The organism is Streptomyces sp. NPDC037290, from assembly GCF_055603245.1.
In genome coordinates this window covers 734,649-757,510 of record NZ_JBVJVZ010000001.1, presented here as the reverse complement: position 1 = coordinate 757,510, position 22,862 = coordinate 734,649, and the positions used below count along the sequence as shown (strand labels likewise).

20 protein-coding genes are annotated in these 22,862 nt (G+C 71.1%); 15 read left to right on the top strand and 5 right to left on the bottom strand.

Annotated features, from left to right (window positions below):
• Positions 1-148 precede the first annotated feature (148 nt).
• Positions 149-517 (top strand): ArsC/Spx/MgsR family protein, encoded by a 369-nt coding sequence (locus ACZ7HQ_RS03485; RefSeq protein ID WP_470984070.1) that lies wholly within the window; start codon positions 149-151, stop codon positions 515-517.
• A gap of 119 nt (positions 518-636) precedes the next feature.
• Positions 637-1,350 (top strand): hypothetical protein, encoded by a 714-nt coding sequence (locus ACZ7HQ_RS03480; RefSeq protein ID WP_470984067.1) that lies wholly within the window; start codon positions 637-639, stop codon positions 1,348-1,350.
• Positions 1,351-1,353: 3 nt separating this feature from the next.
• Here ACZ7HQ_RS03480 and ACZ7HQ_RS03475 read toward each other — a convergent pair whose 3' ends face one another.
• Positions 1,354-2,211 (bottom strand): alpha/beta fold hydrolase, encoded by an 858-nt coding sequence (locus ACZ7HQ_RS03475; protein WP_470984065.1) that lies wholly within the window; start codon positions 2,209-2,211, stop codon positions 1,354-1,356.
• A gap of 80 nt (positions 2,212-2,291) precedes the next feature.
• Between ACZ7HQ_RS03475 and ACZ7HQ_RS03470 the strand changes: the two genes are divergently transcribed.
• The 7 genes from ACZ7HQ_RS03470 (at position 2,292) to ACZ7HQ_RS03440 (ending at position 9,634) form a co-directional block, all read left to right on the top strand.
• On the top strand, positions 2,292-2,756 hold the full coding sequence (locus ACZ7HQ_RS03470) for a MarR family winged helix-turn-helix transcriptional regulator (protein WP_470984063.1): 465 nt from the start codon (positions 2,292-2,294) through the stop codon (positions 2,754-2,756).
• 158 nt (positions 2,757-2,914) lie between these two features.
• Positions 2,915-3,946 (top strand): glutamine synthetase, encoded by a 1,032-nt coding sequence (glnII, locus tag ACZ7HQ_RS03465; protein ID WP_470984060.1) that lies wholly within the window; start codon positions 2,915-2,917, stop codon positions 3,944-3,946.
• 395 nt (positions 3,947-4,341) lie between these two features.
• Entirely contained in the window at positions 4,342-4,908 is a 567-nt protein-coding gene (locus ACZ7HQ_RS03460; RefSeq protein ID WP_470984058.1) for a winged helix-turn-helix domain-containing protein, read from the top strand.
• 69 nt (positions 4,909-4,977) lie between these two features.
• Positions 4,978-6,030, top strand: coding sequence for an NAD-dependent epimerase/dehydratase family protein (locus ACZ7HQ_RS03455; RefSeq protein ID WP_470984055.1), 1,053 nt, complete (start codon positions 4,978-4,980; stop codon positions 6,028-6,030).
• 31 nt (positions 6,031-6,061) lie between these two features.
• Positions 6,062-7,324, top strand: coding sequence for a sensor histidine kinase (locus ACZ7HQ_RS03450; protein WP_470984052.1), 1,263 nt, complete (start codon positions 6,062-6,064; stop codon positions 7,322-7,324).
• Positions 7,309-7,962 (top strand): LuxR C-terminal-related transcriptional regulator, encoded by a 654-nt coding sequence (locus ACZ7HQ_RS03445; RefSeq protein WP_470984049.1) that lies wholly within the window; start codon positions 7,309-7,311, stop codon positions 7,960-7,962. The genes ACZ7HQ_RS03450 and ACZ7HQ_RS03445 overlap by 16 nt, the downstream gene beginning before the upstream one ends.
• A gap of 136 nt (positions 7,963-8,098) precedes the next feature.
• Complete coding sequence (locus ACZ7HQ_RS03440; protein WP_470984046.1) at positions 8,099-9,634, top strand: DUF1996 domain-containing protein; 1,536 nt, start codon at positions 8,099-8,101, stop codon at positions 9,632-9,634.
• A 68-nt stretch (positions 9,635-9,702) separates the two neighbouring features.
• Here ACZ7HQ_RS03440 and ACZ7HQ_RS03435 read toward each other — a convergent pair whose 3' ends face one another.
• A complete protein-coding gene (locus ACZ7HQ_RS03435; RefSeq protein WP_470984044.1) occupies positions 9,703-10,104 on the bottom strand; it encodes a hypothetical protein in 402 nt (133 codons plus the stop codon).
• 95 nt (positions 10,105-10,199) lie between these two features.
• On the opposite strand from ACZ7HQ_RS03435, the gene ACZ7HQ_RS03430 reads away from it, so the two are divergent.
• From ACZ7HQ_RS03430 to ACZ7HQ_RS03410, 5 genes are all read left to right on the top strand, one after another.
• On the top strand, positions 10,200-10,718 hold the full coding sequence (locus tag ACZ7HQ_RS03430; protein WP_470984041.1) for a tetratricopeptide repeat protein: 519 nt from the start codon (positions 10,200-10,202) through the stop codon (positions 10,716-10,718).
• Between the two features lie 48 nt (positions 10,719-10,766).
• Positions 10,767-12,686, top strand: a complete 1,920-nt coding sequence (locus ACZ7HQ_RS03425; RefSeq protein ID WP_470984038.1) for a hypothetical protein — start codon at positions 10,767-10,769, stop codon at positions 12,684-12,686.
• A gap of 82 nt (positions 12,687-12,768) precedes the next feature.
• The gene (locus ACZ7HQ_RS03420) at positions 12,769-13,647 is read left to right on the top strand and encodes a metal-dependent hydrolase (RefSeq protein ID WP_470984035.1); all 879 of its coding nucleotides are present in this window, start codon (positions 12,769-12,771) and stop codon (positions 13,645-13,647) included.
• Complete coding sequence (locus ACZ7HQ_RS03415; protein ID WP_470984032.1) at positions 13,647-14,669, top strand: PDR/VanB family oxidoreductase; 1,023 nt, start codon at positions 13,647-13,649, stop codon at positions 14,667-14,669. Before ACZ7HQ_RS03420 ends, ACZ7HQ_RS03415 begins: the two co-directional genes overlap by 1 nt.
• 36 nt (positions 14,670-14,705) lie before the next feature.
• On the top strand, positions 14,706-15,395 hold the full coding sequence (locus ACZ7HQ_RS03410; protein WP_470984029.1) for a TetR/AcrR family transcriptional regulator: 690 nt from the start codon (positions 14,706-14,708) through the stop codon (positions 15,393-15,395).
• A 7-nt stretch (positions 15,396-15,402) separates the two neighbouring features.
• On the opposite strand, the gene ACZ7HQ_RS03405 is transcribed toward ACZ7HQ_RS03410, so the two are convergent.
• Together ACZ7HQ_RS03405 and pulA are read right to left on the bottom strand one after the other, a co-directional pair.
• A complete protein-coding gene (locus ACZ7HQ_RS03405) occupies positions 15,403-15,762 on the bottom strand; it encodes a 5-carboxymethyl-2-hydroxymuconate Delta-isomerase (RefSeq protein WP_470984026.1) in 360 nt (119 codons plus the stop codon).
• A 33-nt stretch (positions 15,763-15,795) separates the two neighbouring features.
• Positions 15,796-21,162 (bottom strand): pullulanase-type alpha-1,6-glucosidase, encoded by a 5,367-nt coding sequence (gene pulA / locus ACZ7HQ_RS03400; protein ID WP_470984024.1) that lies wholly within the window; start codon positions 21,160-21,162, stop codon positions 15,796-15,798.
• Positions 21,163-21,280: 118 nt separating this feature from the next.
• On the opposite strand from pulA, the gene ACZ7HQ_RS03395 reads away from it, so the two are divergent.
• Positions 21,281-21,496 (top strand): hypothetical protein, encoded by a 216-nt coding sequence (locus ACZ7HQ_RS03395; protein WP_470984021.1) that lies wholly within the window; start codon positions 21,281-21,283, stop codon positions 21,494-21,496.
• Here the strand turns inward: ACZ7HQ_RS03395 and ACZ7HQ_RS03390 are convergent.
• Positions 21,472-22,860 carry an alpha-amylase gene (locus ACZ7HQ_RS03390; protein ID WP_470984019.1) on the bottom strand — a complete coding sequence of 463 codons (1,389 nt, stop codon included), beginning with the start codon at positions 22,858-22,860 and terminating at the stop codon, positions 21,472-21,474. The genes ACZ7HQ_RS03395 and ACZ7HQ_RS03390 overlap by 25 nt on opposite strands.
• Between the last annotated feature and the right edge of the window lie 2 nt (positions 22,861-22,862).

The window sequence follows — 22,862 nt, the reverse complement described above, 5'->3', positions numbered from 1 at the left end:
TACCGGCGGCCACTGACAATCAAAGGTCCGGGACGGTCATCAAATGCCCAGGTGAAGAGGGTAATTGCCGGGTGTGACAGCAGATCGAGGTGGGACTGCCGAGGCATCAGAAAATCGAACAGAACCGGGGGCGAGTACCGTGTGCCGCATGGAAATCTGGATCAACCCGGCCTGCTCCAAGTGCCGCAGCGCCATCAGCCTGCTCGACAGTGAGGGCGCCGAGTACACCGTCCGCCGCTACCTGGAGGACGTGCCGAGCGAGGACGAGATCAGGGCCGTGCTCGACCGGCTGAACCTGGAGCCGTGGGACATCACCCGCACCCAGGAGGGCGAGGCCAGGGAACTGGGGCTCAAGGAGTGGGCGCGGGACGCGAGTGCGCGCGAGCGATGGATCACCGCGCTCGCCGAACACCCGAGGCTCATCCAGCGCCCGATCATCACCGCCGACGACGGAACGGCCCTGGTGGCCCGCACGGAAGAGGCGGTACGGGAAGCCCTCACGCACACCAAGAGCTGAGCAGGGCTCAACTCCGCTGTGACAGAGGCCACTTCACCGACTCCTGAAACCGCTGAGTAACCTCGTTCGGTATCTCGTACATAGCGGCGTACGCTCCCCTACCTCTTCAGGAGGCGCGCATGTCGCGCAGGAGAACTCTCGGCACGAAGAAGAAGATCGCGCTGCTCGTCAGTGCCGCGGCGGTGGCGGGCGGCGGGGCCTTCGCGCTGGCCACCACGTCCAACGCCGCCCAGCCCGCGCACAACGCGAAAACACTGTCCGCCGGGGACTCGACCGTCTGCCAGGGGCTGGCCACGGCCCACGGCAACAACGACAAGTTCATCACGGACCAGAAGGCTCATCCGGACGCGCAGTCGGCAGCCCGGATCGCCAACCGCGAGGCGGTCATCAAGCAGATCGAGGTCCAGCAGAAGGCCGCCGGATGCACCGTTGGGGAGTCGGCTCAGGGCTCCCAGGCGGCGCAGGGAGCGGACAACGCCGGACAGCAGGCCGGCGGCGCCCAGCAGAGCGCGGCACCCACCCAGTCCGCCGCCGCGGGTGACAACGCGGGCGGCGCCGGCACGGGAGCCGCCGCCGCGGGCTCCGGGCAGCAGGTCTGCAACGGCTCCACGGTCACGCTCTCCGGCGAGGGCGGCGCCCCGGCCGCGTCCAGCAACCAGTTCCCGGCCGGGACGACCCTGAAGGTCACCAACCTGGACAACAACAAGTCCACGACGGTGAAGGTCACCTCGGTCTCCGGCAGCTGCGTGCTGCTCAACAACGCGGCCTTCGAACAGGTCCGGGAGCCCGGCAAGTTCCTCATCCGCCACGCCGTGATCGAGAAGGTGGGGTGAGACTCAGGAACCGGACAGGAAGCCGGTGAGGTGGCGGGCCAGGACCTGTGGGGCCGCCTGCAGCAGCGCGTGGTGCGCGACGTCGTCGAGCACGGCGGTCGTCACGTGCGGCAGCAGCGCCTGCGCCCGGGCCGCCACCTCGCGGGCGTCATGGGTCCTGCTGTTCGCGGCCACGAGCAGCAGGACCCGGATGTCCAGGGCCCGCAGCGCGTCCGGCGCCGGGCGCGGGCCCGTCACCGGCTTCGCGGCCGGGAAGCCCGCGGCCGCCTCCTGGAGGGCGAGCCAGTCCGGGTCCACGGCCGCTCCCCCGCTCTCCCACTCCAGGAAGGCGCGGACCCGGCGGGGGGAGGGTCGCAGCAGCATCGGCAGCGCGTGCAGCAGGTACGCCGCCTTGAATCCGGCGAAGCACTGCGTCGGGTCCAGGAGGAACAGGCGGCGCACCCGGGCCGGGGCGCGCAGGGCGTAGTGCAGGGCGATCCAGCCGCCGTACGAGTGGCCGCCCAGGTCGGCCGAGCCGGCGCCCAGACCGTCCAGGAGGGCGTCCAGCCAGGCCGTCAGGTCGGCGACCGTGCGGGGGTGGCGGTCGCCGGCCCGGCCGCTCCGTCCGGGGGCGCCGGCCACATCGACCGCGTACACCCGCCGGATCCGGCCCAGCTCGGCGGCCTGGGCGTACCAGGAGACGGAAGTGGCCCCGCCGCCGCCCGGCAGCAGGAGCAGCGGGGGCGCCTTCCGGGGGCCGCAGGCGTTGACGCGGGTGTCGCCGAAGGGCGTGGCGACCGTCAGCGCCTCCCGCTCGGCGGGCCATTTCGCCAGCACCTTGTCGTACGCGGCCCCGAAGGCCTCGCTGTCGTATCCGGCCACGGTGACCCCCCTATTATCTCGTTCAGCGAGATATTCGTTGAGCGAGATAATAGCTTCGGAGGCGCCGCATGCAATCCGGCATGGAGACCGTCCACCTGCTGCGCGCCGTCACCGTCGAACTCGGCCTGCTCAGTGCCCGGTTCGCACAGCAGAACGGCATGCACGCCACGGACGTACGCGCCCTGATCGCGCTGATGGACGCGCGACGGGCGGGTGAGGAGACGACCGCCGGGCGGCTCGGGGCCGCGCTCGGGCTGAACTCGGCGGGCACGACCGCGCTGCTGGACCGGCTGGAGCGGGCAGGACATGTGCGGCGGGTGCGCGGGAAGGCGGACCGGCGGAAGGTCGTCGTGGAGGTGACGGACGGCGCCGTGGCCCTCGGCCAGGCCTTCTTCGGGCCGCTGATCGAGTGTGCGCTGGAGCTGCTGCGCGGCTACGACGACCACCAGCGCGCCGCCGTCCGGGAGTTCCTCGAAGGGGTCCGGAAAGCCGCGGCGGACGCTGCGCATACCTCACCCTCCGGCACCTCACAACGTGAGCCGTGACACAAAACCGCCAGGTAACACGGGGTTCACATACGGGCAACGGCCGGGAAATCGCCTGTTGACAGGCTGCCCGGCAGATCGAGCGGCGCCCCAGTGCCGCAGCGCCGCAGCACCCGCGACGACGAGTGCACCCGACTTATCCCTAAGGATGTGGCCCCGTGACCTTCAAGGCTGAGTACATCTGGATCGACGGCACCGCGCCGACGGCCAAGCTCCGTTCCAAGACGAAGATCATCACGGGTACCCCGGCCGGTCTCGACGCGCTGCCGATCTGGGGCTTCGACGGCTCCTCCACCAACCAGGCCGAGGGCCACTCCTCGGACCGCGTGCTGAAGCCGGTCTTCACCTGCCCGGACCCGATCCGCGGCGGCGACGACATCCTCGTCCTGTGCGAGGTCCTCGACATCGACATGACGCCGCACGCGTCCAACACCCGCGCCGAACTGGCCGAGGTCGCCGAGCGGTTCGCCGCGCAGGAGCCGATCTTCGGCATCGAGCAGGAGTACACCTTCTTCGACGGCTCCCGCCCCCTCGGCTTCCCCGAGGGCGGCTTCCCGGCCCCGCAGGGCGGCTACTACTGCGGTGTCGGCGCCGACGAGATCTTCGGCCGCGAGATCGTCGAGGCCCACCTGGACAACTGCCTGAAGGCCGGTCTCGCCATCTCCGGCATCAACGCCGAGGTCATGCCCGGCCAGTGGGAGTTCCAGGTCGGCCCGGTCTCCCCGCTGGAGGCCTCCGACCACCTGTGGGTGGCCCGCTGGCTGCTGTACCGCACCGCCGAGGACTTCGGCGTCTCCGCGACCCTCGACCCCAAGCCGGTCAAGGGCGACTGGAACGGCGCGGGCGCGCACACCAACTTCTCCACCAAGGCCATGCGCGAGGGCTACGACGCGATCATCACCGCGTGCGAGTCGCTCGGCGAGGGCTCCAAGCCGCTGGACCACGTCAAGAACTACGGCGCCGGCATCGACGAGCGTCTGACGGGCCTGCACGAGACGGCCCCGTGGGACAAGTACTCCTACGGCGTGTCCGACCGCGGTGCCTCGGTCCGCATCCCGTGGCAGGTCGAGAAGGACGGCAAGGGCTACATCGAGGACCGCCGTCCGAACGCCAACGTCGACCCGTACGTGGTGACCCGCCTGCTGGTGGACACCTGCTGCTCCGCCCTGGAGAAGGCCGGCCAGGTCTGATCCACCTCGTTTCCGACAGGGGCGCCCGCCATCACGGCGGGCGCCCCTGTCGCGTACCGACGGGGTGCCCGTCGCGTCAACTTCATGCCAAGGAAGCGTCCAAGCAGTGAGAGGAGACTCCTGCCCGGCGCCGGTGTCTGCTTCAATGGGCGCATGGCCAGCTTCCAGAAGTACACCGCGACGGGTCGCCATGACCTCGAGCCCTTCTGGCCTTCCCGTCAGCACCACGACTTCGACCGGGTGTGTTGCCGCGCGATGAACGCGCGGGCCCTCTAAAGCCGTAACCCCCGGCCTTCGGCCAGCGCGAAACGACGTACGTCCTCCGGCGCGCCCGACCACGAATCGCGGCCGTCGTTCCCACCGACGAACCTCTCGCGCGAAAGAGCTGACCTCTCATGGCGACCACTCGTTCTCTCTCCTCCGCCCCCACCCTCACCGCCCCCGCCCGGCACCGGCTGCGCGCCGTGGACCGGGACGAGGTGGTCGACGTCGCGGACCTCCTGCCGCCGGGCGCCACCTGGCTGCCCGCGCCGCAGCACACCCTGCCCACCCTCCCCGGCCAGCCGCCGATGGTCGGCTACCTGGTGCTGGTCCCCGCCGACCAGCACCCGCCGTTCCTGCCGGTCGCGGTGCCGGACCAGCCGGAGGCGGCCCCGGACACGGACGGCGCGCCGCTGGTGCGGATCGACCCGGTGCAGCGCACCGCCGACGTCGGCGGACGGGAACTCGACCTCACCTACCTGGAGTTCGAGCTGCTGGCGCACCTGGTGGCCCATCCGAACCGGGTGCACACCCGCGACCAGCTGGTCACCACGGTGTGGGGCTACGGCCACGTCGGGGACGGCCGCACCGTCGACGTGCACATCGCCCGGCTGCGCCGCAAGCTGGGCGCCGAACACCGTCAGTCGATCCAGACGGTGCGCCGGGTCGGCTACAAGTACACGCCGCCGACCGCCCGCTGACCCTCCCCCGGCTCTGCCCTCGGCAGAGTCCCGTACCGCCGGGCGCCCGGAGCGGGCAGGATCACCGGCATGAGGCTACTGGTGCTGGGCGGTACGGAGTTCGTGGGACGGGCTGTCGCCAAGGCGGCACGGGGGCGCGGCTGGGAGGTGACCGTATTCCACCGGGGACGAAGCCAACCCCCGCCCGGCGTACGGTCGTTGCACGGCGACCGGACCGCCCCGGACGGCCTGGCCGCGCTCGCCGCCGACCCCGGCACCTGGGACGTCGTGGTCGACACCTGGTCGGCAGAGCCCCGTGCCGTGCTCGCTGCGGCACGGCTGCTGCGGGGCCGTGCCGGGCGGTACGTGTACGTCTCCAGCCGGTCCGTGTACGCCTGGCCCTGGCCCAGCCTGGGCGGGGTCGCGGAGGCCGGGACGCCGGTCGGGGGCGCCGCCGCCGACGCCGGTCCGACCGACTACGCGCGCGACAAACGGGGCGGTGAGCTGGCCGCCGTCGAGGCATTCGGTGCCGAGGAGTCGCTGCTGGTGCGGGCCGGGCTGATCCTCGGCCCGCACGAGAACGTCGGCCGGCTGCCCTGGTGGCTGACCCGGATCGCCCGGGGCGGCCCGGTGCTGGCCCCGGGGCCCCGCGAACTGCCGGTGCAGTTCATCGACGCCCGGGACCTGGCCGGCTGGCTCCTCGGCGCGGCGGAACAGTCGCTGAGCGGGCCGTACGACCTGGTCGGGCCGCCGGGACACAGCACCATGGGCGAGCTGCTCGACCACTGTGTCCGGGTCACCGGCGCGGACGCCGGGCTGCGCTGGACGGACCCGGAGGTGATCCTGGCCGCCGGGATCGAACCGTGGACCGAGCTGCCGGTGTGGGTGCCGCCAGACACTGAGCTGTACGCCTGCGCCCACCGCACCGACGTGTCCCGTGCGCTGGCCACCGGGCTGGTGTGCCGGCCGGCCGCGGAGACCGTCGCGGACACCTGGCGGTGGCTGACCGGGATCGGCGGGGTGGCGCCGGTCCGGCCGGACCGGACGTTCAAGGGTGTCGATCCGGAGGTGGAGGCGAAGGTGCTGGCCGGCGGCGGGGGTGTACCTGGCGACACCCCCGAAGAGGGGTCCTCGGGCGAGTGACCCGCACGCCGCCCTCGGTGAGACTGGCGGCATGACGACCGACGCGACAAGAGACGACCTGCGCACCCGGGCCCGGGGCGTGGTGCTGGACGCCGTACGGGGGCTCGTGCTGGCCATCGTGGTACTGCCCTGCGGTGTGGCGTTCTTCGCCCTGACCCTCGTCTCGGTGGTGCTCATCCCGCTCGGCATCGGGCTCGTCACCACGCCCGCGGTGCTGACCGGCGTACGGGCGCTGGCGGACGCCCACCGGAGGTTCGCCGAGGAGTGGCGGGGGATCCGCATCCCGGCGGTGTACCAGCCGCTCCCCACCGGCGCCGGCCCCTGGACGCGCACCGTCGCGCTGCTCCGCGACCCTCAGGTGCGACGGGACGTGCGGTGGCTGCCGGTGCACATGACCGCGGGCTTCGTCACCGCGCTGCTGCCGGCGGTGCTGGTGTTCTACCCGCTCCAGGGGTTCGCAGTGGCGGCCGGGATGTGGCGCGTGGAGGACGGCCCGTACTGGTATCTCTTCGTGCCGGTCCACGGACCGCTGACCGCGCTGGCCGCCGCCGTGCTGGCTGCCGTGCTCCTGGCCGTGGCCTTCCGGTACACCGCCCGGCTGCTGACCGTGCACTTCCGGCTCACCGGCGCCGTGCTCGGCGGTGACGCCGAACTCGCCGAACGCATCCGGGTGCTGACCGAGACCCGGCAGGACGCGGTGGACACCTCCGCCGCCGAACTGCGGCGCATCGAGCGGGACCTGCACGACGGGGCGCAGGCCCGCCTCGTCGCCATGGGCATGGACCTCGGCACCATCGAGATGCTGGTGGAACAGGACCCGGCCCAGGCGAAGAAGCTGCTCGCCCAGGCCCGCCGGAACTCGGCCGAGGCCCTGGAGGAACTGCGCGACCTGGTGCGCGGCATTCATCCGCCGGTGCTCGCCGAACGCGGACTCGGCGACGCCGTACGGGCGTTGGCGCTGCGGCTGCCGCTGCCCACGGAGGTGACCGTGGAGCTGCCCGGCCGGGCGGACGCGCCCGTGGAGTCGGCGGCCTACTTCGCCGTCAGTGAGGTGCTCACCAACGCCGTCAAGCACTCCGGCGCCGAACGGCTCCGGGTGGACCTGCGCCACACCGACGGCCGGCTGCGGATCACCGTCACCGACAACGGCACGGGCGGCGCGGCGGTCGGCGCCGGCTCGGGACTCGCCGGGGTCGAACGCCGGCTCGGTACATTCGACGGCGTCCTGGCCGTCAGCAGCCCCGTCGGCGGCCCCACCCTGGTGACCATGGAGATCCCGTGCGCGTCGTCCTAGCCGAAGACCTCTTCCTGCTGCGCGACGGGCTGGTGCGGATGCTTACGGCCTTCGGTTTCGAGATCGCGGCCGCCGTCGAGTCCGGGCCCGAACTGGCCGAGGCGCTCGCCGAGCTGGACCCGGACGTGGCCGTGGTCGACGTACGGCTGCCGCCCACGCACACCGACGAGGGCCTGCAGTGCGCGCTCGCGGCCCGCCGGGCCCGGCCCGGGCTGCCGGTGCTGGTGCTCTCCCAGCACGTGGAACAGCTGTACGCGCGCGAGCTGCTCGCCGACGGCACCGGCGGCATCGGCTATCTGCTCAAGGACCGGGTGTTCGACGCCGAGCAGTTCATCGACGCCGTACGCCGGGTGGCGGCCGGCGGTACGGCGATGGACCCGCAGGTCATCCAGCAGCTGCTGTCCCGGCGGGCGGCCGACGACCAGCCGCTCGGCCGCCTCACGCCGCGGGAGCTGGAGGTGCTGGAGCTGATGGCGCAGGGCCGGTCGAACGCGGGCATCGCGGCCCAGCTCGTGGTGACGGAACGGGCCGTCGCCAAGCACACCTCCAACATCTTCGCCAAACTGGGCCTGGAGGTGTCGGACGACGACAACCGGCGCGTGCTGGCGGTCCTCGCCCATCTGGACCGGGACCGCTGACCTGCCAACTCCACTGTTTCTGCGAGGAATTTGTGAGACCGGTGAACACCTCTGGGACGACGTCCGTATGGAAGGGCGCCGCTTCACTCCTGTCGGGCGCCTCGATGCTGCCCCGCAAGGAAGTCAGAGGAGTTCCATGGGACGCAACACACGAAAACGCCGTACGCCGCTGGCCACCAAGGCCATAGCCGCATCGGCGGCCCTAGCGCTCGGTGGGGGCGGGCTGATCTGGGCGAACTTCTACGCCTCGGCGCACGAGTCGAACAACCAGACGTGGGGAGGCAACCAGACGAAGGCCGCGACGGCGCAGGTCGCGACGATCTCCTGCCCGGACGTCCAGCAGAAGCTGACGAACGTGCCCTGGCGGGCCCGCCAGGGTGTGGCGACGGAGCTGGCGAACCTCGACCGGCAGATCACCGAGGCCTACAACCGGCTCGCCTCCACCCGGAACACGCAGGCCAAGGATCCGAACTTCGTGCAGAACGCGATCGTCGGTCCCCTCAAGGACAAGCGGTCGGCGACGATCGACCGGATCAGGATCGACATCCAGCGCGTCGGCGGTTCCTTCGACAACGCGATCAAGCAGCTCGCCGCCTGCACCACGCAGGCCGCCAACCAGACCACCGCTGGGGGGAACACCGGTGGTCAGCAGCAGAACAACGGCGGCCAGCAGCAGAACAACGGCGGTCAGCAGCAGGGTGGCCAGCAGCAGGGAGGCCAGCAGCAGGCCAACAACGGTGGCCAGGGCGGTGACGGCCCGGCCGCGGCGGACTTCGTGGACATCACGAAGGTCGCCCCGAACGTCCAGGGCAGGCCGCGCCAGCTGCAGAACGCCTCGACGGGCACGTTCACCACGCGCTGCGGCGTGAACGCGAACCAGAACCACAACAGCGACAACGTGATCGTCGCGCCCGGCGTGAACAACGGTGCCCACCACGTCCACGACTACGTCGGCAACCAGAAGGTCAACGCGTTCTCCAGCAACCAGACGTTCCTGCAGGGCGGCACCAGCTGCCAGAACAGGAACGACCTGTCGGCGTACTACTGGCCGGTCATCCGCGAGCAGGACGGCACCCAGGAGAAGGACGCCGGCGCGGACGGCGGCGGCAAGGACCTCAACGTCGGCAAGATCCTGGTCGCCCAGCAGGCGCAGATCAAGTACGTCGGCAGCCCGGCGAGCAAGGTCGTCGCGATGCCGCAGTTCCTGCGGATCATCACGGGTGACGCCAAGGCCTTCGTCAACGGCCCGGCCAACGCCAACGCGCACTGGAGCTGCACCGGCTTCGAGAACAAGGTGCAGCTGACCGACAAGTACCCGATCTGCCCGCAGGGCAGCAACGTGGTGCGCTCGTTCGCCTTCCAGAGCTGCTGGGACGGTGTGAACATCGACAGTGCCAACCACCGTACGCACGTGGCCTTCGCCGATCCCGCGAGCGGCGTCTGCCCGAACGGCTTCAAGGCGATCCCGCAGCTGACGATGCGCCTGGTCTACAACGTGCCGCAGCCCGTCATCCAGGCGGACGGCACGGTGAAGAACGCCTACGCGGTCGACGGCTTCCCCGAAGAGCTGCACAAGGCGATCACCGACCACGACGACTTCATCAGCGTCACGACCGGCGGCCTGGCCAACAGGATCGCCAACTGCATCAACCAGGGCCAGAAGTGCGCATGACCCTCTGACCCGGGCCAGGAACGAGGCCGGTGACGGACCCCCCTCCCGTCACCGGCCTTCTGGCGGTCTCAGCCGCTGTGCCCCGAGTGGGCGGCGTGGTTCGTGCCGATCTCCACGTCCCCGCCGAGGGTGCCGCGCAACGCCTTGACGACCCCGTCGTCACCGACGGCGACCCACTTGCGGCCGACGAGGTAGTAGCCGCCGTAGTCCTTCGCGTCGTTGATCCACTCGCGCTGGCCGCGGTCGGTGGCGAAGGTGGCGAGGATGAACTTCCCCGCGCCGTTGGTGCAGATGGCCTGGCGCAGCTCGTCGGCGTCGGTCTGCATGTTCGGCTTGCACTTCACCTCGGCGGCCAGGCTCTCCAGGCTGCCGGTCGCGGTGGGCGGGACCGCCTCGGTGCCCCCGCCCGAGCCGCAGCCCGCCAGCGCGAGTACGGCCGCCGCACAGAGCACCGCCCTTGTCACCCTCATCTGTTCCTCCGGTCCTGTGGGCCAAGCATGCCTCAGCCCCTTCGGATACGGCTGCGGGCCGCCGGGCGCTCAAATCCGGTGCCGGACACGCACGGGTGTGCGAGGGTGACGCGGTGAACCAGAACTGGGAAGACCGCGTGGCCGCCGCCTGGGCCACCCTCGACGACTGTCCGGAAGAGCGCGCCCACGAGTTCCGCGCACTGATCGACAGCCTGGTCGCCGAACTGCCCGAGGACAGCCCGCTGGGCCCCTTCGAGCAGGCCTGCGCCTGGGACTCGACCGGGCACTCGGACAAGGCGGTGCCGCTGTACCGGGAGGCGCTGGCCCGGGGACTGAGCGGCTACAAGGGCCGCCGGGCCAGGATCCAGCTGGCCAGCTCGCTCAGGAACACCGGCCGGGCGGAGGAGGGCGTCACGTTGCTCACGCCCGAACTGGACGCCCCGTCCGACGAGTTGGACGACGCGGTACGGGCCACTCTCGCGCTGTGCCTGTCCAGTCTCGGCCGCGATCGCGAGGGCCTGTCCCTCGTCCTCGGCGCCCTCGCCCCGCATCTGCCGCGCTACCAGCGGTCGATGGCCAACTACGCCCGTCTGCTGGTCGAGCCGGAGGGGTGAATCACCCGTCCGGGGTGACCAACATCCGGCTCGCTCGTTTTCCCGGACGTGCAGTCACAGGATGTAGCCCAGCGTCACGCACCCGCCTCCACCGAAGGCACCGCACCGGTCGACCTCGAGCAGGCCGAGGCCGCGCTCGTCGAGCACTACCCACGGCTGGTCCGGATCGCCTACCTGGTGCTGCCACCGGGCCTGGGCCGCAGCCGCCGCGTGGTGACCGCACACGCCCTCGCCCAGCGGTCCCTGCCCCGGGGCCGGGGCCGGCAGCCCGCGATCCCGGCCCAGGCCTCGGGCCACGAGAGCGACCCCGGGTACGCCTTCCTGCGTGAGCGCGTCCTGCGGGCGGCCCTGGAGGCGGCCCGCCCCCGCAAGGGCCTGCCGCGGCTCGCCCAGCTGCCGCCGCTGCTGCCCCAGGTGTGGGGCCTCAAGCTGTTCCCGCGCTCGGGCGGCGCCGACGAGCTGGCCCTGGACCAGCGGCTGTCCGCCCTGTCCGGGCCGGCCCGCGCCGCCTATGTGCTGCGCGGCCTGGAGCAGCTGCCCGACGTCGGCATCCGCGCGGTCCTCACGGCCTGCGGGGTCGACGACGTGGGCGGCGCGCTGGCCGCGGCGAACGGCGTGCCCACGCAGCCCGCGCTGCTCGACTCCCCCGAGTTCGACCCCTGTCTGCTCCAGGCGCGGCCCACCGATCTGATGCGCCGCCGCCAGCACACCAAGGCCGTGCTCGCGGCCGCCGCGGCGCTCGCGGTGTGCGGGGCGCTGGTCGCACTGCCCGGCGACGGCTGGGGCCCGGACGGCGCCGCCGCACCCGCCTACGCCGGGAATCCGGCCGCCGAGGCCGCCCTCGACCCCGCCAGGCTGATCCGGGTCACCCCCACCGCCTGGGAGTCCGCCGCCCGTACCGACTTCTCGGTGTGGCCCGCGCGCGGTCCGCTCACCGGCGACACGGCCCTGCTGCGCCGCGCTCTCGCGGTATGGGCCCGCCCCGGCGGGACGGTCCATGTCTCGGCGACCCCCGGCACCGACACCGGCGGCCCGGCCGGCCCGCCCCAGCTGCTGTACGCGGGCCAGGTGGACAACGCCCGCGTGGTGATGCTGTACGACGGTCTGCGCATCGCGCGCTACGCCGAGCCGGTCGACGGCACCCAGGGCGCGGCCCTCGACCTCGCCCGTGCCGACGGCGCGACCGGCCCCGAGGCGAGCGCGCTGGTGCTGGGCCGCTCGGACGGCAACGTCCAGTACCTGACGGCGCCCTGGGTGAAGAAGGCGGCCGCGCGGGACCTGATGAAGCCGGAGGCGGCCGCGACGTCGCTGACGATCACCGACGGCATCACCGCCCCGCTGGCCAGCCCGGCGCTGCGTCCCGGCGCCTGCACCTCCTGGACGGTGCTCCAGCTGACCGATGCCTCCGGCACGCGACTCAGCACGGACCTGGGCGAGTTGGCCCCGGTCCATCTCACCGCGGGCCGGCCCGGCTCGACCGGTGAGGCGTCCGGCGCGGCCGGGCTGCGGACCTGGGCGCCGTTCGCCTGCTCGCTGGCGGTGGAGCGTTCCGCCGGGGTGCGCAGTGTCAACGCCTGGTCGTTCGCCGAGCAGCCGCTGCCCGACGGCAGTGGGGCGGCCGACTGGGTGTGCGCCAGGGCCGAGACCTGGCGCGGCGACGGCACGGGCGCGCTGGCCCAGTTCCACACGCCGGGCGGGCGGGTCGGCGCGGTGGTCGCCAGGGGCACGGACGCCCGGTCGTGCGGACCGCGTGATCCCCATGTGCTGGCCGGCGTGCTGTGGAAGTCCGCCGCCGGGCACTGGTACCTGCTGGCGGCGGGTGACAAGGACACGGCGTCGGTCCAGGCGGGGGGCGGGGTCACCGCCGCCGGGCAGGGCCGGTTCCTGGTCGCGCGGGCCAAGCAGGGGGCCCGGGCGGAGCTGCGGGGCACGCTGCAGGACGGGCGGCCGGTCACCGGGCTGCGGTAGCCACGGGCCTTTGTTGACACCGACGTAAACAAGGTCGGCCGCGGGGGTTCTCAGCACCCCTACTCGCCAGTACATTGACGCCATGTCTAACACGCAGGCCCGGGTGCCGCTCAAGGCACGCAAGGTGTCCTTCTCCTGGGACGGCACGCCGTTGCACTGGGTGCCGGGAGATCCCTTCACCACGCACACCATCAACGTGCTGCACCTGCTGCTGCCCGCCGGTGAGCGGTGGTTCGTGCACGTGTACAAGCAGGTGCTGCCGTACATCCGGGACGACCGGCTCCGTGAGGACGTCATCGGGTTCATCGGACAGGAGGCGATGCACTCCCAGGCGCACGACGAGGTGCTGCCGCACCTGCGGGAGCTGGGGCTCGATCCGACGCCGTACACCGCACAGGTCGACTGGTTCTTCGAGAAGCTGCTCGGCGACCGGACGCTGCCGCCCGGCAGGGCCCGCCGCTGGTGGCTGATGGAGCGGGTGGCGCTCATCGCGGCCATCGAGCACTACACCGCGTTCCTCGGCAACTGGGTGCTCAACGCGGACGAGCTGGACCGGTGCGGCGCCGATCCGACCATGCTGGACCTGCTGCGCTGGCACGGCGCGGAGGAGGTGGAGCACCGCTCCGTCGCCTTCGAGCTGTTCACGCACGTCGACGGGAGCTACAGCCGGCGGGTGCGGACCTGGGCCACGGCCTTCAGCGCGCTGGTGTTCCTGTGGCAGCGCGGGGCGCGGTTCTTCATGGAGAACGACCCGACCCTCGTCGACGGCAAGGCCGGCCTCAAGGACTTCTACGTCCGCGGCAGGCGGGGTCTGCTGCCCGGGACCGGGGACATGCTCAGGTCCATCCCCCGCTACCTCAGCCGTGGTTACCACCCTTCGCAGGAGGGCGACACCGAGCAGGCCGTCGCCTACCTGGCCTCCTCCCCGGCCGCCACGGCGGCGGAGAAGAGGGCCGCCTGATGCCGAAGCCGCGTACGGTCGCGCTCGTCGCGGGCGCGGCCCTGCTGACCCGGCGGGCCCTGCGCCGCCGGATCCAGGCCTCGCCGCTGTGGCCGCTGCCCGCACTCGACCCGCCGGTCTCCGGCCGGCCACGCTCCCGGGCCCTGCGGCTGCTGGTCACCGCGCACGAGACGGTGGCCGACGGTGTCGTCCGGCTCCGCCTGGAGGGACGGGACCTGCCGCGCTGGGAGCCCGGCGCGCACCTCGACCTCGTGCTGCCGTCGGGGCTCGTACGGCAGTACTCGCTGTGCGGCGATCCCGAGGACCCCTCCTCGTACACCGTTGCGATCCGGCTGGCCGAGGACGGGCGTGGCGGCTCGCGCGAGGTGCACGAGCAGGTGACGGAGGGCATGGAGCTGGAGGTGCGCGGGCCGCGGAACCGTTTCCCGCTCGTCGAGGCGCCGTCGTACCTCTTCGTCGCCGGCGGGATCGGGATCACACCGCTGCTGCCGATGCTGCGGGCGCTTCCGGCGGACGCCGACTGGCGGCTGGTGTACGCCGGTCGCGGCCGGGCCTCGATGCCGTTCCTGGAGGAGGCCGAGAAGCTGGGCGGCGACCGGGTGACCGTCGTCGAGGGGCGGCCGGACCTCGGCGCGCTGGAGGTGAGCGAGGGTGCCGCCGTGTACTGCTGCGGGCCCGAGGGGCTCATGGCGGCCGTCGCGGAACGCTTTCCGGACGCCCACCTCGAGCGGTTCGCGCCGCGGCTCCCGTCCGACGGCAACGCCGCGTTCGAGGTCGAACTGAGGCGCAGCGGGCGGACGTTGACCGTACCGGCGGACTCCACCGTGCTGGCCGCCGTGCGCCGGGAACTGCCGGGCACCGCCTACTCCTGTGAGCAGGGGTTCTGCGGGACCTGCCAACAGCGGGTGCTGGAGGGCGAGATCGACCACCGGGACGAGCTGCTGACGGACGAGGAGCGGGCCGACTCGATACTGATCTGTGTGTCCCGGTCCAGGAGCGATCGTTTGGTGCTCGACATGTGAACGCCTGCGGCCGGATCCGATCGGTAAGGTGTTCGCATGAGTACCGGGGTTCGCCGCAGGATGGGCGTCGAGGAGCGGCGGCAGCAGCTGATCGGTGTCGCCCTCGACCTGTTCAGCCGACGCTCGCCCGACGAGGTCTCCATCGACGAGATAGCGTCGGCCGCGGGCATCTCGCGCCCGCTCGTGTACCACTACTTCCCCGGCAAACTCAGCCTGTACGAGGCCGCGTTGAAGCGCGCCTCGGAGGATCTCGCGGGCCGCTTCACCGAGCCTCACCAGGGCTCGCTCGGCGCCCGGCTGCTGCGTGTGATGCGCCGCTTCTTCGACTTCGTGGAGGAGCACGGCCCCGGTTTCTCCGCGCTGATGCGCGGCGGCCCGGCGGTGGGCTCCTCGGCCACCAACGCCCTCATCGACTCCGTGCGCCAAGCCGCGTACGAGCAGATCCTGTCGCACCTCGGCGTCACCGACGCCTCCCCGCGCCTGGAGCTGGTCGTCCGCTCCTGGATCTCGCTCGCCGAGTCCACGGCCCTCATCTGGCTGGACGGCCGGCGCATCCCGCGCGCCGAGCTGGAGCTCCAGCTGGTGCACGACTTCGCCGCGCTGGCCGCGGTCAGCGCCGCCTACGACACGGACATGGCCGACCTGCTGCGCACCATGGTCAAGGACGAGCCGGCCGACGGCCCCTTCGCGGAGCTCGTCGGCCGGCTGATCGCCCTCGGTTCCTGAGCGTCCGCTAGCGCTCGGACTTCCGGTACGACGGGTCGAGGTCACGGACCTCGGCGGAGGCGTGCAGGGTGACGCCGTCCTCCGGCGGCACGTACGTTAGCAGCAGTTCGAGCGCCGTCTCCGTCAGTCTCGCCTTCGTCTCGTCGGTGCGTCCGGCGAGGAGCCCGAAGGTCACGTGGAAGATCGCGTGCTTCTCGGGGTCCTCGTACCCGAACGCGCGCCGGTCGCTGTACCGGAACAGCGTCTTGCACGCCTCGGGCCTCGCCCCGGCGATCTCGACGGTCGCCTCGTGCAGCGCCCGCGCGAAGCCGTCCAGGTCGAAGCGGTCCTCGGCCGGGGACGAGTAGTCGACGGTGATCTGCGGCATGGGCACTCCTGTTCTACGACGACGGCCCCGACCCTACTTCCCCGCCTGCCGGAACACCGCCACCGTCCGCGCCGGGACGCTGAAGGTGCCCGAGCCGGCCGCGTAGGCAGAGTTCTTCACCACCGGATCGGCACCCCGCGCCTGCACCGGGTGCAGCGTGTACCGCGTCCCGGCCAGGCCGCCGATCCTCTGCTCCTGCCGCTCCGGCGTGGCGTTGAAGACCACGACCAGGTCACCGAGCCTCATGGTGATCACCCCCGGGGTCTCGTCCTTCCCCGACAGCGGGAAGGACAGCCGGTCCTGCACCTGCGTGACCGTACCGAGCGAGAACGCCTTCTCGGTGGTCCGGATCCTCAGCAGGTCCCGGTAGGCGGCGGAGGCGCCGGTGATCTGCGGGCAGCCGACCTTCACGCTCGTGAGCAGCGGCCGGGCGTAGTCCCACGTGGACTGGTTGCCGGCCGCCATGGGCAGCCCGCGCCCGAAGCCGTTGCCGTCGGCGCAGTTCCAGTGGATGGCGTTGAACCAGTCCCCGCTGTCGAAGGAGTTGCGGTCCAGCGACTTCGAGCGCAGCAGGTCGGTGCCCGCCTGGGACAGGGCCGGCCCCTGCGACAGGGCGGCCGTGGCCATCGCCAGGACCTGCATCCGGGCCCGGTCGGACGCGGAGGTGTCCTTCGGGAGCTTGTAGGCCAGGGCGTCGAACAGCGACTCGTTGTCGTGCGCGTCCGCATAGGCGAGGGCGTCGCCGGGCGCGTCCGCGTAGCCGGCGGGCGAGCCGTTGTAGTCGATCTCCGCTCCCGTGACCTCCTTGCCGCCGGTGTCCGTGAAGTGGTACTTCGCGAGGTTCCCGGTGAGCCCGACCTTGATCAGGTCCTGGTAGTGCAGGAGGCGCGCCTTCTGCTCCTCCCTGGTTCCGTTGGCCGTGGACCCGTTGGGGTCGGTGTACAGCCCGGACGCGAAGCCCTGGATGCCGGGGTCGGAGTCGAAGGGGCTGCCGCCGCGCACCGCGTCACGGGCGCGGTCGGAGAAGGTGGCGACACCGGTGCCGGCCATGTTCTGCTGTGTGGCCTGCACGAACCGGGCGTCGTTCGCGACCTCGCCGAAGTTCCAGCCCTCGCCGTACAGGATGATCTTCTTGCCGTCGACGCCGTCCTTCTTCAGGGTCAGCGCGTCCAGGGCCTTCCTGACCGCCAGGATGTTGGCCTTCGGGTGGTGGCCCATCAGGTCGAAGCGGAACCCGTCGACCTTGTACTCCTTCGCCCAGGTGACGATCGAGTCCACGACGAGCTTGCCCATCATCGCGTTCTCCGGCGCGGTGTTGGAGCAGCACGTGCTGCTGGCCACCGAGCCGTCGGCGAGCAGCCGCTGGTAGTACCCGGGCACGATCCTGTCGAGCACGCTGGTGTCCGCCTGGCCGCTGGCCGCCGTGTGGTTGTAGACGACGTCCATGACGACCCGCAGGCCGTCCTCGTTCAGGCTCTGGACCATCCTGCGGAACTGCACCGTGCGGGCGGTGCCGTTCGGGTCGGTGGCGTACGAACCCTCGGGGACCGTGTAGTGGTACGGGTCGTAGCCCCAGTTGTAGGCGTCCTTCGCGGCGGTCTTCGCCACGCACGCCTGCTGCTCGCCGGAGTCGGCGGGGTAGGAGGCGAGGTCGCAGCCGGGGCTCGCCTGGTCGGCCTTCCTCTCGGGAACGGTGGCGAAGTCGAAGGCGGGCAGCAGGTGCACGTACGACGTCCCGGACCGGGCCAGTGCGCGCAGGTGCCTGGAGCCGTCGCTGTCCTTGTCGGTGAAGGCCAGGTAGGTGCCCGGGTGCTTGGATGTGCGGTCCTCGACGGAGAAGTCCCGGATGTGCAGCTCCTGGATCTGCGCGTCCCGCAGCGGTACGGCGGCGGGCTTGCGCAGGGCCGACCAGCCGCTCGGGGCGAGGGACCTGTCGTCCAGGTCGACGACGAGGCTCCGCCCGGAGTCGGCGGTGAGGGCGAGCGAGTAGGGGTCGGTGACCTTGTTGGTGACCATCGCGCGGACGCTCGGCGCCCAGACCTTCACGACGTACCGGTAGGGCTTGCCCTTCCAGGACGCGGGGCCGGTGACCGACCAGACGCCGGTGGTGTCGTCGCGGTGCATGGCCCTGACCGAGCCGTCCAGCTCCAGCGAGACGTCCTGTGCGGTCGGCGCCCACACCGAGAGGGTCGGCTTTCCGTCGTGGAAGACCGGTCCGAGCGCGGCCTTGGTGGCGCCGGGGTAGAGGTCGTCCAGCACACCGGCGATCTGCACGCCGGTCGCGGCCAGGACGGCTCCGTCGGCGGCCCGCTGCGAGGCGACCAGCTGGCCCTTCAGCGCCTCGCGCACCCGGTCCCGGTCCCGTGGGTCGACGGACCAGGCGGTGTAGTCCTTCAGGTGCGGGTACTTCGCCTTCTGTGCGTCGGTCAGCGTGGTCTTCTCCAGCCGGATCCAGCGCTCGTCGTCGCTGGTCAGCGTCCCGTCCCTGACGGTGATCGAGCCGTCGCCGGAGTACAGCAGCTGGGTGGAGGCGGCGCCGTCGACGCCGTTCCAGGCGAGGGTGTCCCGGTCGATCCAGATGGCCTTGGAGGTGCTCAGGTCCAGGGCCGCGGCGCTGGAGGCCGGCTGCGGCAGCAGGTACTTCTCCTGGCCGTTCAACAGCCACACCTCATGGCCGTCGGCCTTGAGGTCCAGAGACTGGTCGGCCGGGAGATCCTTGTCGTCGCCCTTGTGGAGGATGTAGCTGAGGCTGGTGGCACCCGTGGAGAGCGGCACCTCGAAGACCGCGCCATAGGCATCAGTCTTCACCGGCTTCAGCGGGGTCGACCAGTCGGTGGGGTTCGCGGCACCCGTCCAGACGTGCAGGCCCCAGCCGTCGTAGTCGCCGTCGGCGCGGTGGTAGTGGAGGACCGCCTTGGTCGTGTCCTGCGCGGGATAGTCGGGTTTCTGCATCAGGACGTCCGTCTTCCCCTGCTCGACCCACACCTCACCCGTCTTGGTGACGTCGATGCTCCGGTCGGCGGAGACGTCCTTGTTCCCGTTCTTGTCGATGACCAGGAAGCCGACGTTGGAGGCACCGGGCTTGAGCTTGACCCAGGCGAAGGCGCCGTAGGCGTCCCGGCCGGTGAACGGGTGGCTGGCCGGCCAGTTCGTGGCCTCGCCGTCGGCGATGTCGCCCCAGGCGTACAGGCCCCAGTTGTCGTAGTCGCCGTCGGTGCGCTTGTAGTGGACGATCGCGTAGTCGCGGGAGGAGGCGGTGGGGACCCCGGGCGGGGGCGGGGTGCCGGAGGTGCTGCTCGCGGTGGCGCTCGCGGTGTGCCCGGCCGAGTCGACCACGACGGCCTTGTAGCGCAGCGCGGTCCCGGCCGGGACGTCCTTGCCGAGGGTCTGGGTGACCTTGTACGGGGCGTGGTCGGCGGAGCCGAGCACCTGCCACTTGGCGTTTCCGACCTGGGCGGCGAAGACGACCCGGTTCAGCTGACCGCCGTCGGTGTCGGCGCCGATCTCCACGGTTCCGGTGGCTCCGTCGGCCGGGGCCCTCAGCGTGAGGACCGGCTCGGCGGCGGGCTTCGCGAGGGTGCCGGCGGCCCGGTAGACGACGGCGGACTCGGCCGGGACGGTGACGCTGACCCTGCGGTCACCGTCGGTCCTCACGGAGCCGGTGGCGCCGTAGACGCCCTGGTACGACATGTCGGCGGACCCCGTCGCGAAGGCCGCCGTCTGTGCCGAGCCGGCGTTGTTGAGGGCGACGACGTACTCCTGGCCGGTCCTGGCATCCGTCCGCGTGAAGGCGTAGACACCGGCGCCGTCGGCCGCGTAGCGCTCGGTCTGGACTCCGTCGGCCAGCGCCGGGTTGGCCTTGCGGAGCCTGGAGAGCGCGGCGATCTGCCGGTACAGGGGCGCGGACGTGTCGTAGGAGTCGTCCGCGTGGGTGCGGCCGGTGCCGATCTCGTCGTCGTCCAGGTAGTCGGCGACCTTGGAGGCGAACATGGTCTGGCGGGCGTCCTTGTCGCCGCCGGAGCCGGTGAAGCCCTGCTCGTCGCCGTAGTAGACGACCGGGTTGCCCCGGCTGAGGAACATCAGCTCGTTGGCCAGCTCGTCCTTCTTCAGGATCTCGGCGTCGGTGGCCTTCGGGTTGTCCTGCTTCAGGAAGTACCCGATACGGCCCATGTCGTGGTTGCCGAGGAAGGTGACCTGCTCGTACGCGTTGGCCCTGTCGGTCGTGTACTTGTAGTCGTCGCCGAAGACGCCCGCCAGCTTCCGGGCACTTGCGCCCTGGGAGGCGTAGGCGCGGGCCGCGTCCTGGAAGGGGAAGTCGAGGGTGGCGTCGAGGCGGCCCTGGGTGACGTACGGGGACGTGATGTCCGTGTCGGCGGAGTAGACCTCGCCGAACATGAAGAAGTTCTTCCGCCCGTGGGCCGCCGCGTACCTGTCGAGCGCGGTCGCCCACTGCGTCCAGAACGGCAGGTCGACGTGCTTGACGGTGTCGATCCGGAATCCGTCGACGGCGAAGTCCCGCACCCACCGCTCGTAGATCTTCTCCATGCCGTGCACGACCTCGGGACGCTCGGTCCACAGGTCGTCCAGGCCCGAGAAGTCACCGTAGGTCGTGGACTCGCCGGCGTACGTCGAGTCGCCCCGGTTGTGGTACATCGTCGGGTCGTTGAGCCAGGCCGGGACCTTGCTGTTGCTCGTGACCCTCGGGGTGTACGGGAAGGACCGGCTGGAGACGGCCGGGAACTTCTTGCCGCCGGCCGCGTAGTCGGCGTCGTCGAAGGGTCGGCCGTCCTCGGTCAGGTACGGGAAGGCACCCTTGGAGAGGTAGTCGGAGGACTTCTCCCCGTGGTCCACGACGTCGGCGGTGTGGTTGGTGATGACGTCGAAGAAGACCTTCATGCCCTTGGCGTGCGCCGTGGAGATGAGGGTCTTGAGGTCCTTGTTGGTGCCGAAGTGCGGGTCGACCTGGGTGAAGTCGGTGATCCAATAGCCGTGGTAGCCGGCGGAGGCGTTGCTGCCGGTGCCCTGCACCGGGCGGTTCTTGAAGATCGGCGCCATCCAGATGGCGGTGGTGCCGAGGCCCTTGATGTAGTCCAGCCGCTTGGTCAGGCCCTTGAGGTCGCCGCCCTGGTAGAAGCCCTTGTCGGTGGGGTCGTAGCCGGTGCTGAGCCGGGAACCGGTCAGTCCGCCCTTGTCGTTGGACGTGTCACCGTTGGCGAAACGGTCCGGCATGACGAAGTAGAACTGCTCGCGGGTGTCGTCGTGCCGGGCGGGCCGGGCGGCCAGGGCCGCGTCCGAGGGGGGCGCGGGCGGGGTGGCGGCGTGGGCCGCCAGTGGCTGGATCAGTGCGGCGGCGAGGGCTGCGGCGGCGATGGCCGCGGCCCGTCTCGCTCTCGTTATCACAGGCGGTAACTCCTAGCGAATGCGGCTCTGTTGGGTCCGACCCGGCGCGACCGTATCGCCGCCGAAAGCTTTACAGCAAGAGTCTTGAAACTCATAGCAAGAAGTTTCAACGTCAATCTTGACGCGCTTCTCAACCGCCGCACGGGAGTGGAACTGGGACTCGCTCAACAGTTCCTGGAACGTGGCGGACGCCCTCCCGCTGTCCTCGGCGTCCTACCCGAACTGGAGCGTCCGGGACGAACCGCCCATCCACGACGGGCAGCTCGTCCGGGTACACGACGGGCAACACCCGGAAGGGACGCTCCGGGTTCAGCAGCTCGACTTGCCGGCGTAGACCGCGAGCGCCGTGTTCGAGCCCAGGGTGGCGGTGAACTGCCCGCTGGAGTTCACCGTCACCGTCGTGTTGTTCTGCACGTTGCAGTACGTGCCCGCGGGCAGGGACGTCTGGTACGTCCTGGTCAGGCTGCCGGACTCATGGTTGATCGCCACATAGCCCTTGCTCCCCCGCCCGAACGCGATCGCGTTGTTGCCGTCGTCCCACCAGTTGGTGACCGACTGGCCCCGGGTCGCGTTGCGGAAGGCGACCATGCGGATGATCTCCGGCCAGGCGTGCTGGCACTTCCAGCCGTCCTGCCAGCAGGCTTTGACCTGACCGCCGTTGGGCGGGCCGGCGTCCGCGTCGGACCACTCGTAGCCGGAGTTGATGTCGGGGGCGCCGTAGGGCCAGGCCAGCATGAAGACGTTGGCCAGGGTGTAGTTGGCGCCGTCCTTGTAGTTGAGGGTGCTGCCGTTGCGCTCGGTGTCGTGGTTGTCGACGAAGACGCCGGCCACGGAGCTGCTGAGGTAGCCCCAGCCCTCGCCGAAGTTGGTCAGGTAGGCCAGCTTCTCGCTGTTGAAGACGCGCTTGAGGTCGTAGGCGTAGCGGAACTCCTGGACGTCTCCGTTGCCGGTGTACTCGGAGGGCTGGACGGCCTCGTTCGCGCCGTAGATGACCTCCTGCTTCCAGTAGACGGAGGGGTTGGTCAGGCGGGACTTGATGTTCGCCAGGTCGTCGGCCGGGATGTGTTTGGCTGCGTCGATGCGGAAGCCGTCGGCGCCCAGCGAGAGCAGGTCGTTCATGTACCCGGCGATGGTCCTGCGGACGTACTCCTCGCCGGTGTCCAGGTCGGCCAGCCCGACGAGCTCGCAGTGCTGGACGTTCCAGCGGTCCTGGTAGTTGGTGACCTGGGAGGTGCAGTCGTCGAAGTCCGGGTACGAGTACAGGCCCGGGTAGTCGTACTTCGTGTACGCCGAGCCGCCGGTGCCGGTGCCGGTGCCGCTGCCCGCCGACATGTGGTTGACGACGGTGTCGACGACGACCTTCAGACCGGCCGCGTGGCAGGTGTCGATCATGTTCTTGAAGGCGGTGCGGTCGCCGAGCCGGCCGGCGATCTTGTACGACACCGGCTGGTACGAGGTCCACCACTGCGAGCCCTGTATGTGCTCGGCGGGCGGGGAGACCTGGACGTAGCCGTAGCCGGCGGGGCCGAGGGTGCTGGTGCACTCGCGGGCCACGGAGGCGTAGTTCCATTCGAAGAGGACGGCGGTGACGTCCTTGGTGCCGGGCGGGGACGCCTCGGCGGCACCGGTGGGGACGGTGAGGGGGACCGCCAGGCCGGCCACGAGGGCGAGCGTGGCGGCCAGCGTCTTTCTGGCCATGT

Excerpts from the sequence above, each read along its gene's own strand:
- ACZ7HQ_RS03460 (WP_470984058.1), top strand. The coding sequence starts at position 4,342 with ATGGCGACCACTCGTTCTCTCTCCTCCGCCCCCACCCTCACCGCCCCC.
- ACZ7HQ_RS03390 (WP_470984019.1), bottom strand. The coding sequence starts at position 22,860 with ATGGCCAGAAAGACGCTGGCCGCCACGCTCGCCCTCGTGGCCGGCCTG.
- ACZ7HQ_RS03450 (WP_470984052.1), top strand. The coding sequence starts at position 6,062 with ATGACGACCGACGCGACAAGAGACGACCTGCGCACCCGGGCCCGGGGC.
- ACZ7HQ_RS03440 (WP_470984046.1), top strand. The coding sequence starts at position 8,099 with ATGGGACGCAACACACGAAAACGCCGTACGCCGCTGGCCACCAAGGCC.
- ACZ7HQ_RS03470 (WP_470984063.1), top strand. The coding sequence starts at position 2,292 with ATGGAGACCGTCCACCTGCTGCGCGCCGTCACCGTCGAACTCGGCCTG.
- ACZ7HQ_RS03435 (WP_470984044.1), bottom strand. The coding sequence starts at position 10,104 with ATGAGGGTGACAAGGGCGGTGCTCTGTGCGGCGGCCGTACTCGCGCTG.
- ACZ7HQ_RS03485 (WP_470984070.1), top strand. The coding sequence starts at position 149 with ATGGAAATCTGGATCAACCCGGCCTGCTCCAAGTGCCGCAGCGCCATC.
- ACZ7HQ_RS03410 (WP_470984029.1), top strand. The coding sequence starts at position 14,706 with ATGAGTACCGGGGTTCGCCGCAGGATGGGCGTCGAGGAGCGGCGGCAG.
- ACZ7HQ_RS03420 (WP_470984035.1), top strand. The coding sequence starts at position 12,769 with ATGTCTAACACGCAGGCCCGGGTGCCGCTCAAGGCACGCAAGGTGTCC.
- ACZ7HQ_RS03480 (WP_470984067.1), top strand. The coding sequence starts at position 637 with ATGTCGCGCAGGAGAACTCTCGGCACGAAGAAGAAGATCGCGCTGCTC.
- ACZ7HQ_RS03405 (WP_470984026.1), bottom strand. The coding sequence starts at position 15,762 with ATGCCGCAGATCACCGTCGACTACTCGTCCCCGGCCGAGGACCGCTTC.
- ACZ7HQ_RS03455 (WP_470984055.1), top strand. The coding sequence starts at position 4,978 with ATGAGGCTACTGGTGCTGGGCGGTACGGAGTTCGTGGGACGGGCTGTC.
- ACZ7HQ_RS03415 (WP_470984032.1), top strand. The coding sequence starts at position 13,647 with ATGCCGAAGCCGCGTACGGTCGCGCTCGTCGCGGGCGCGGCCCTGCTG.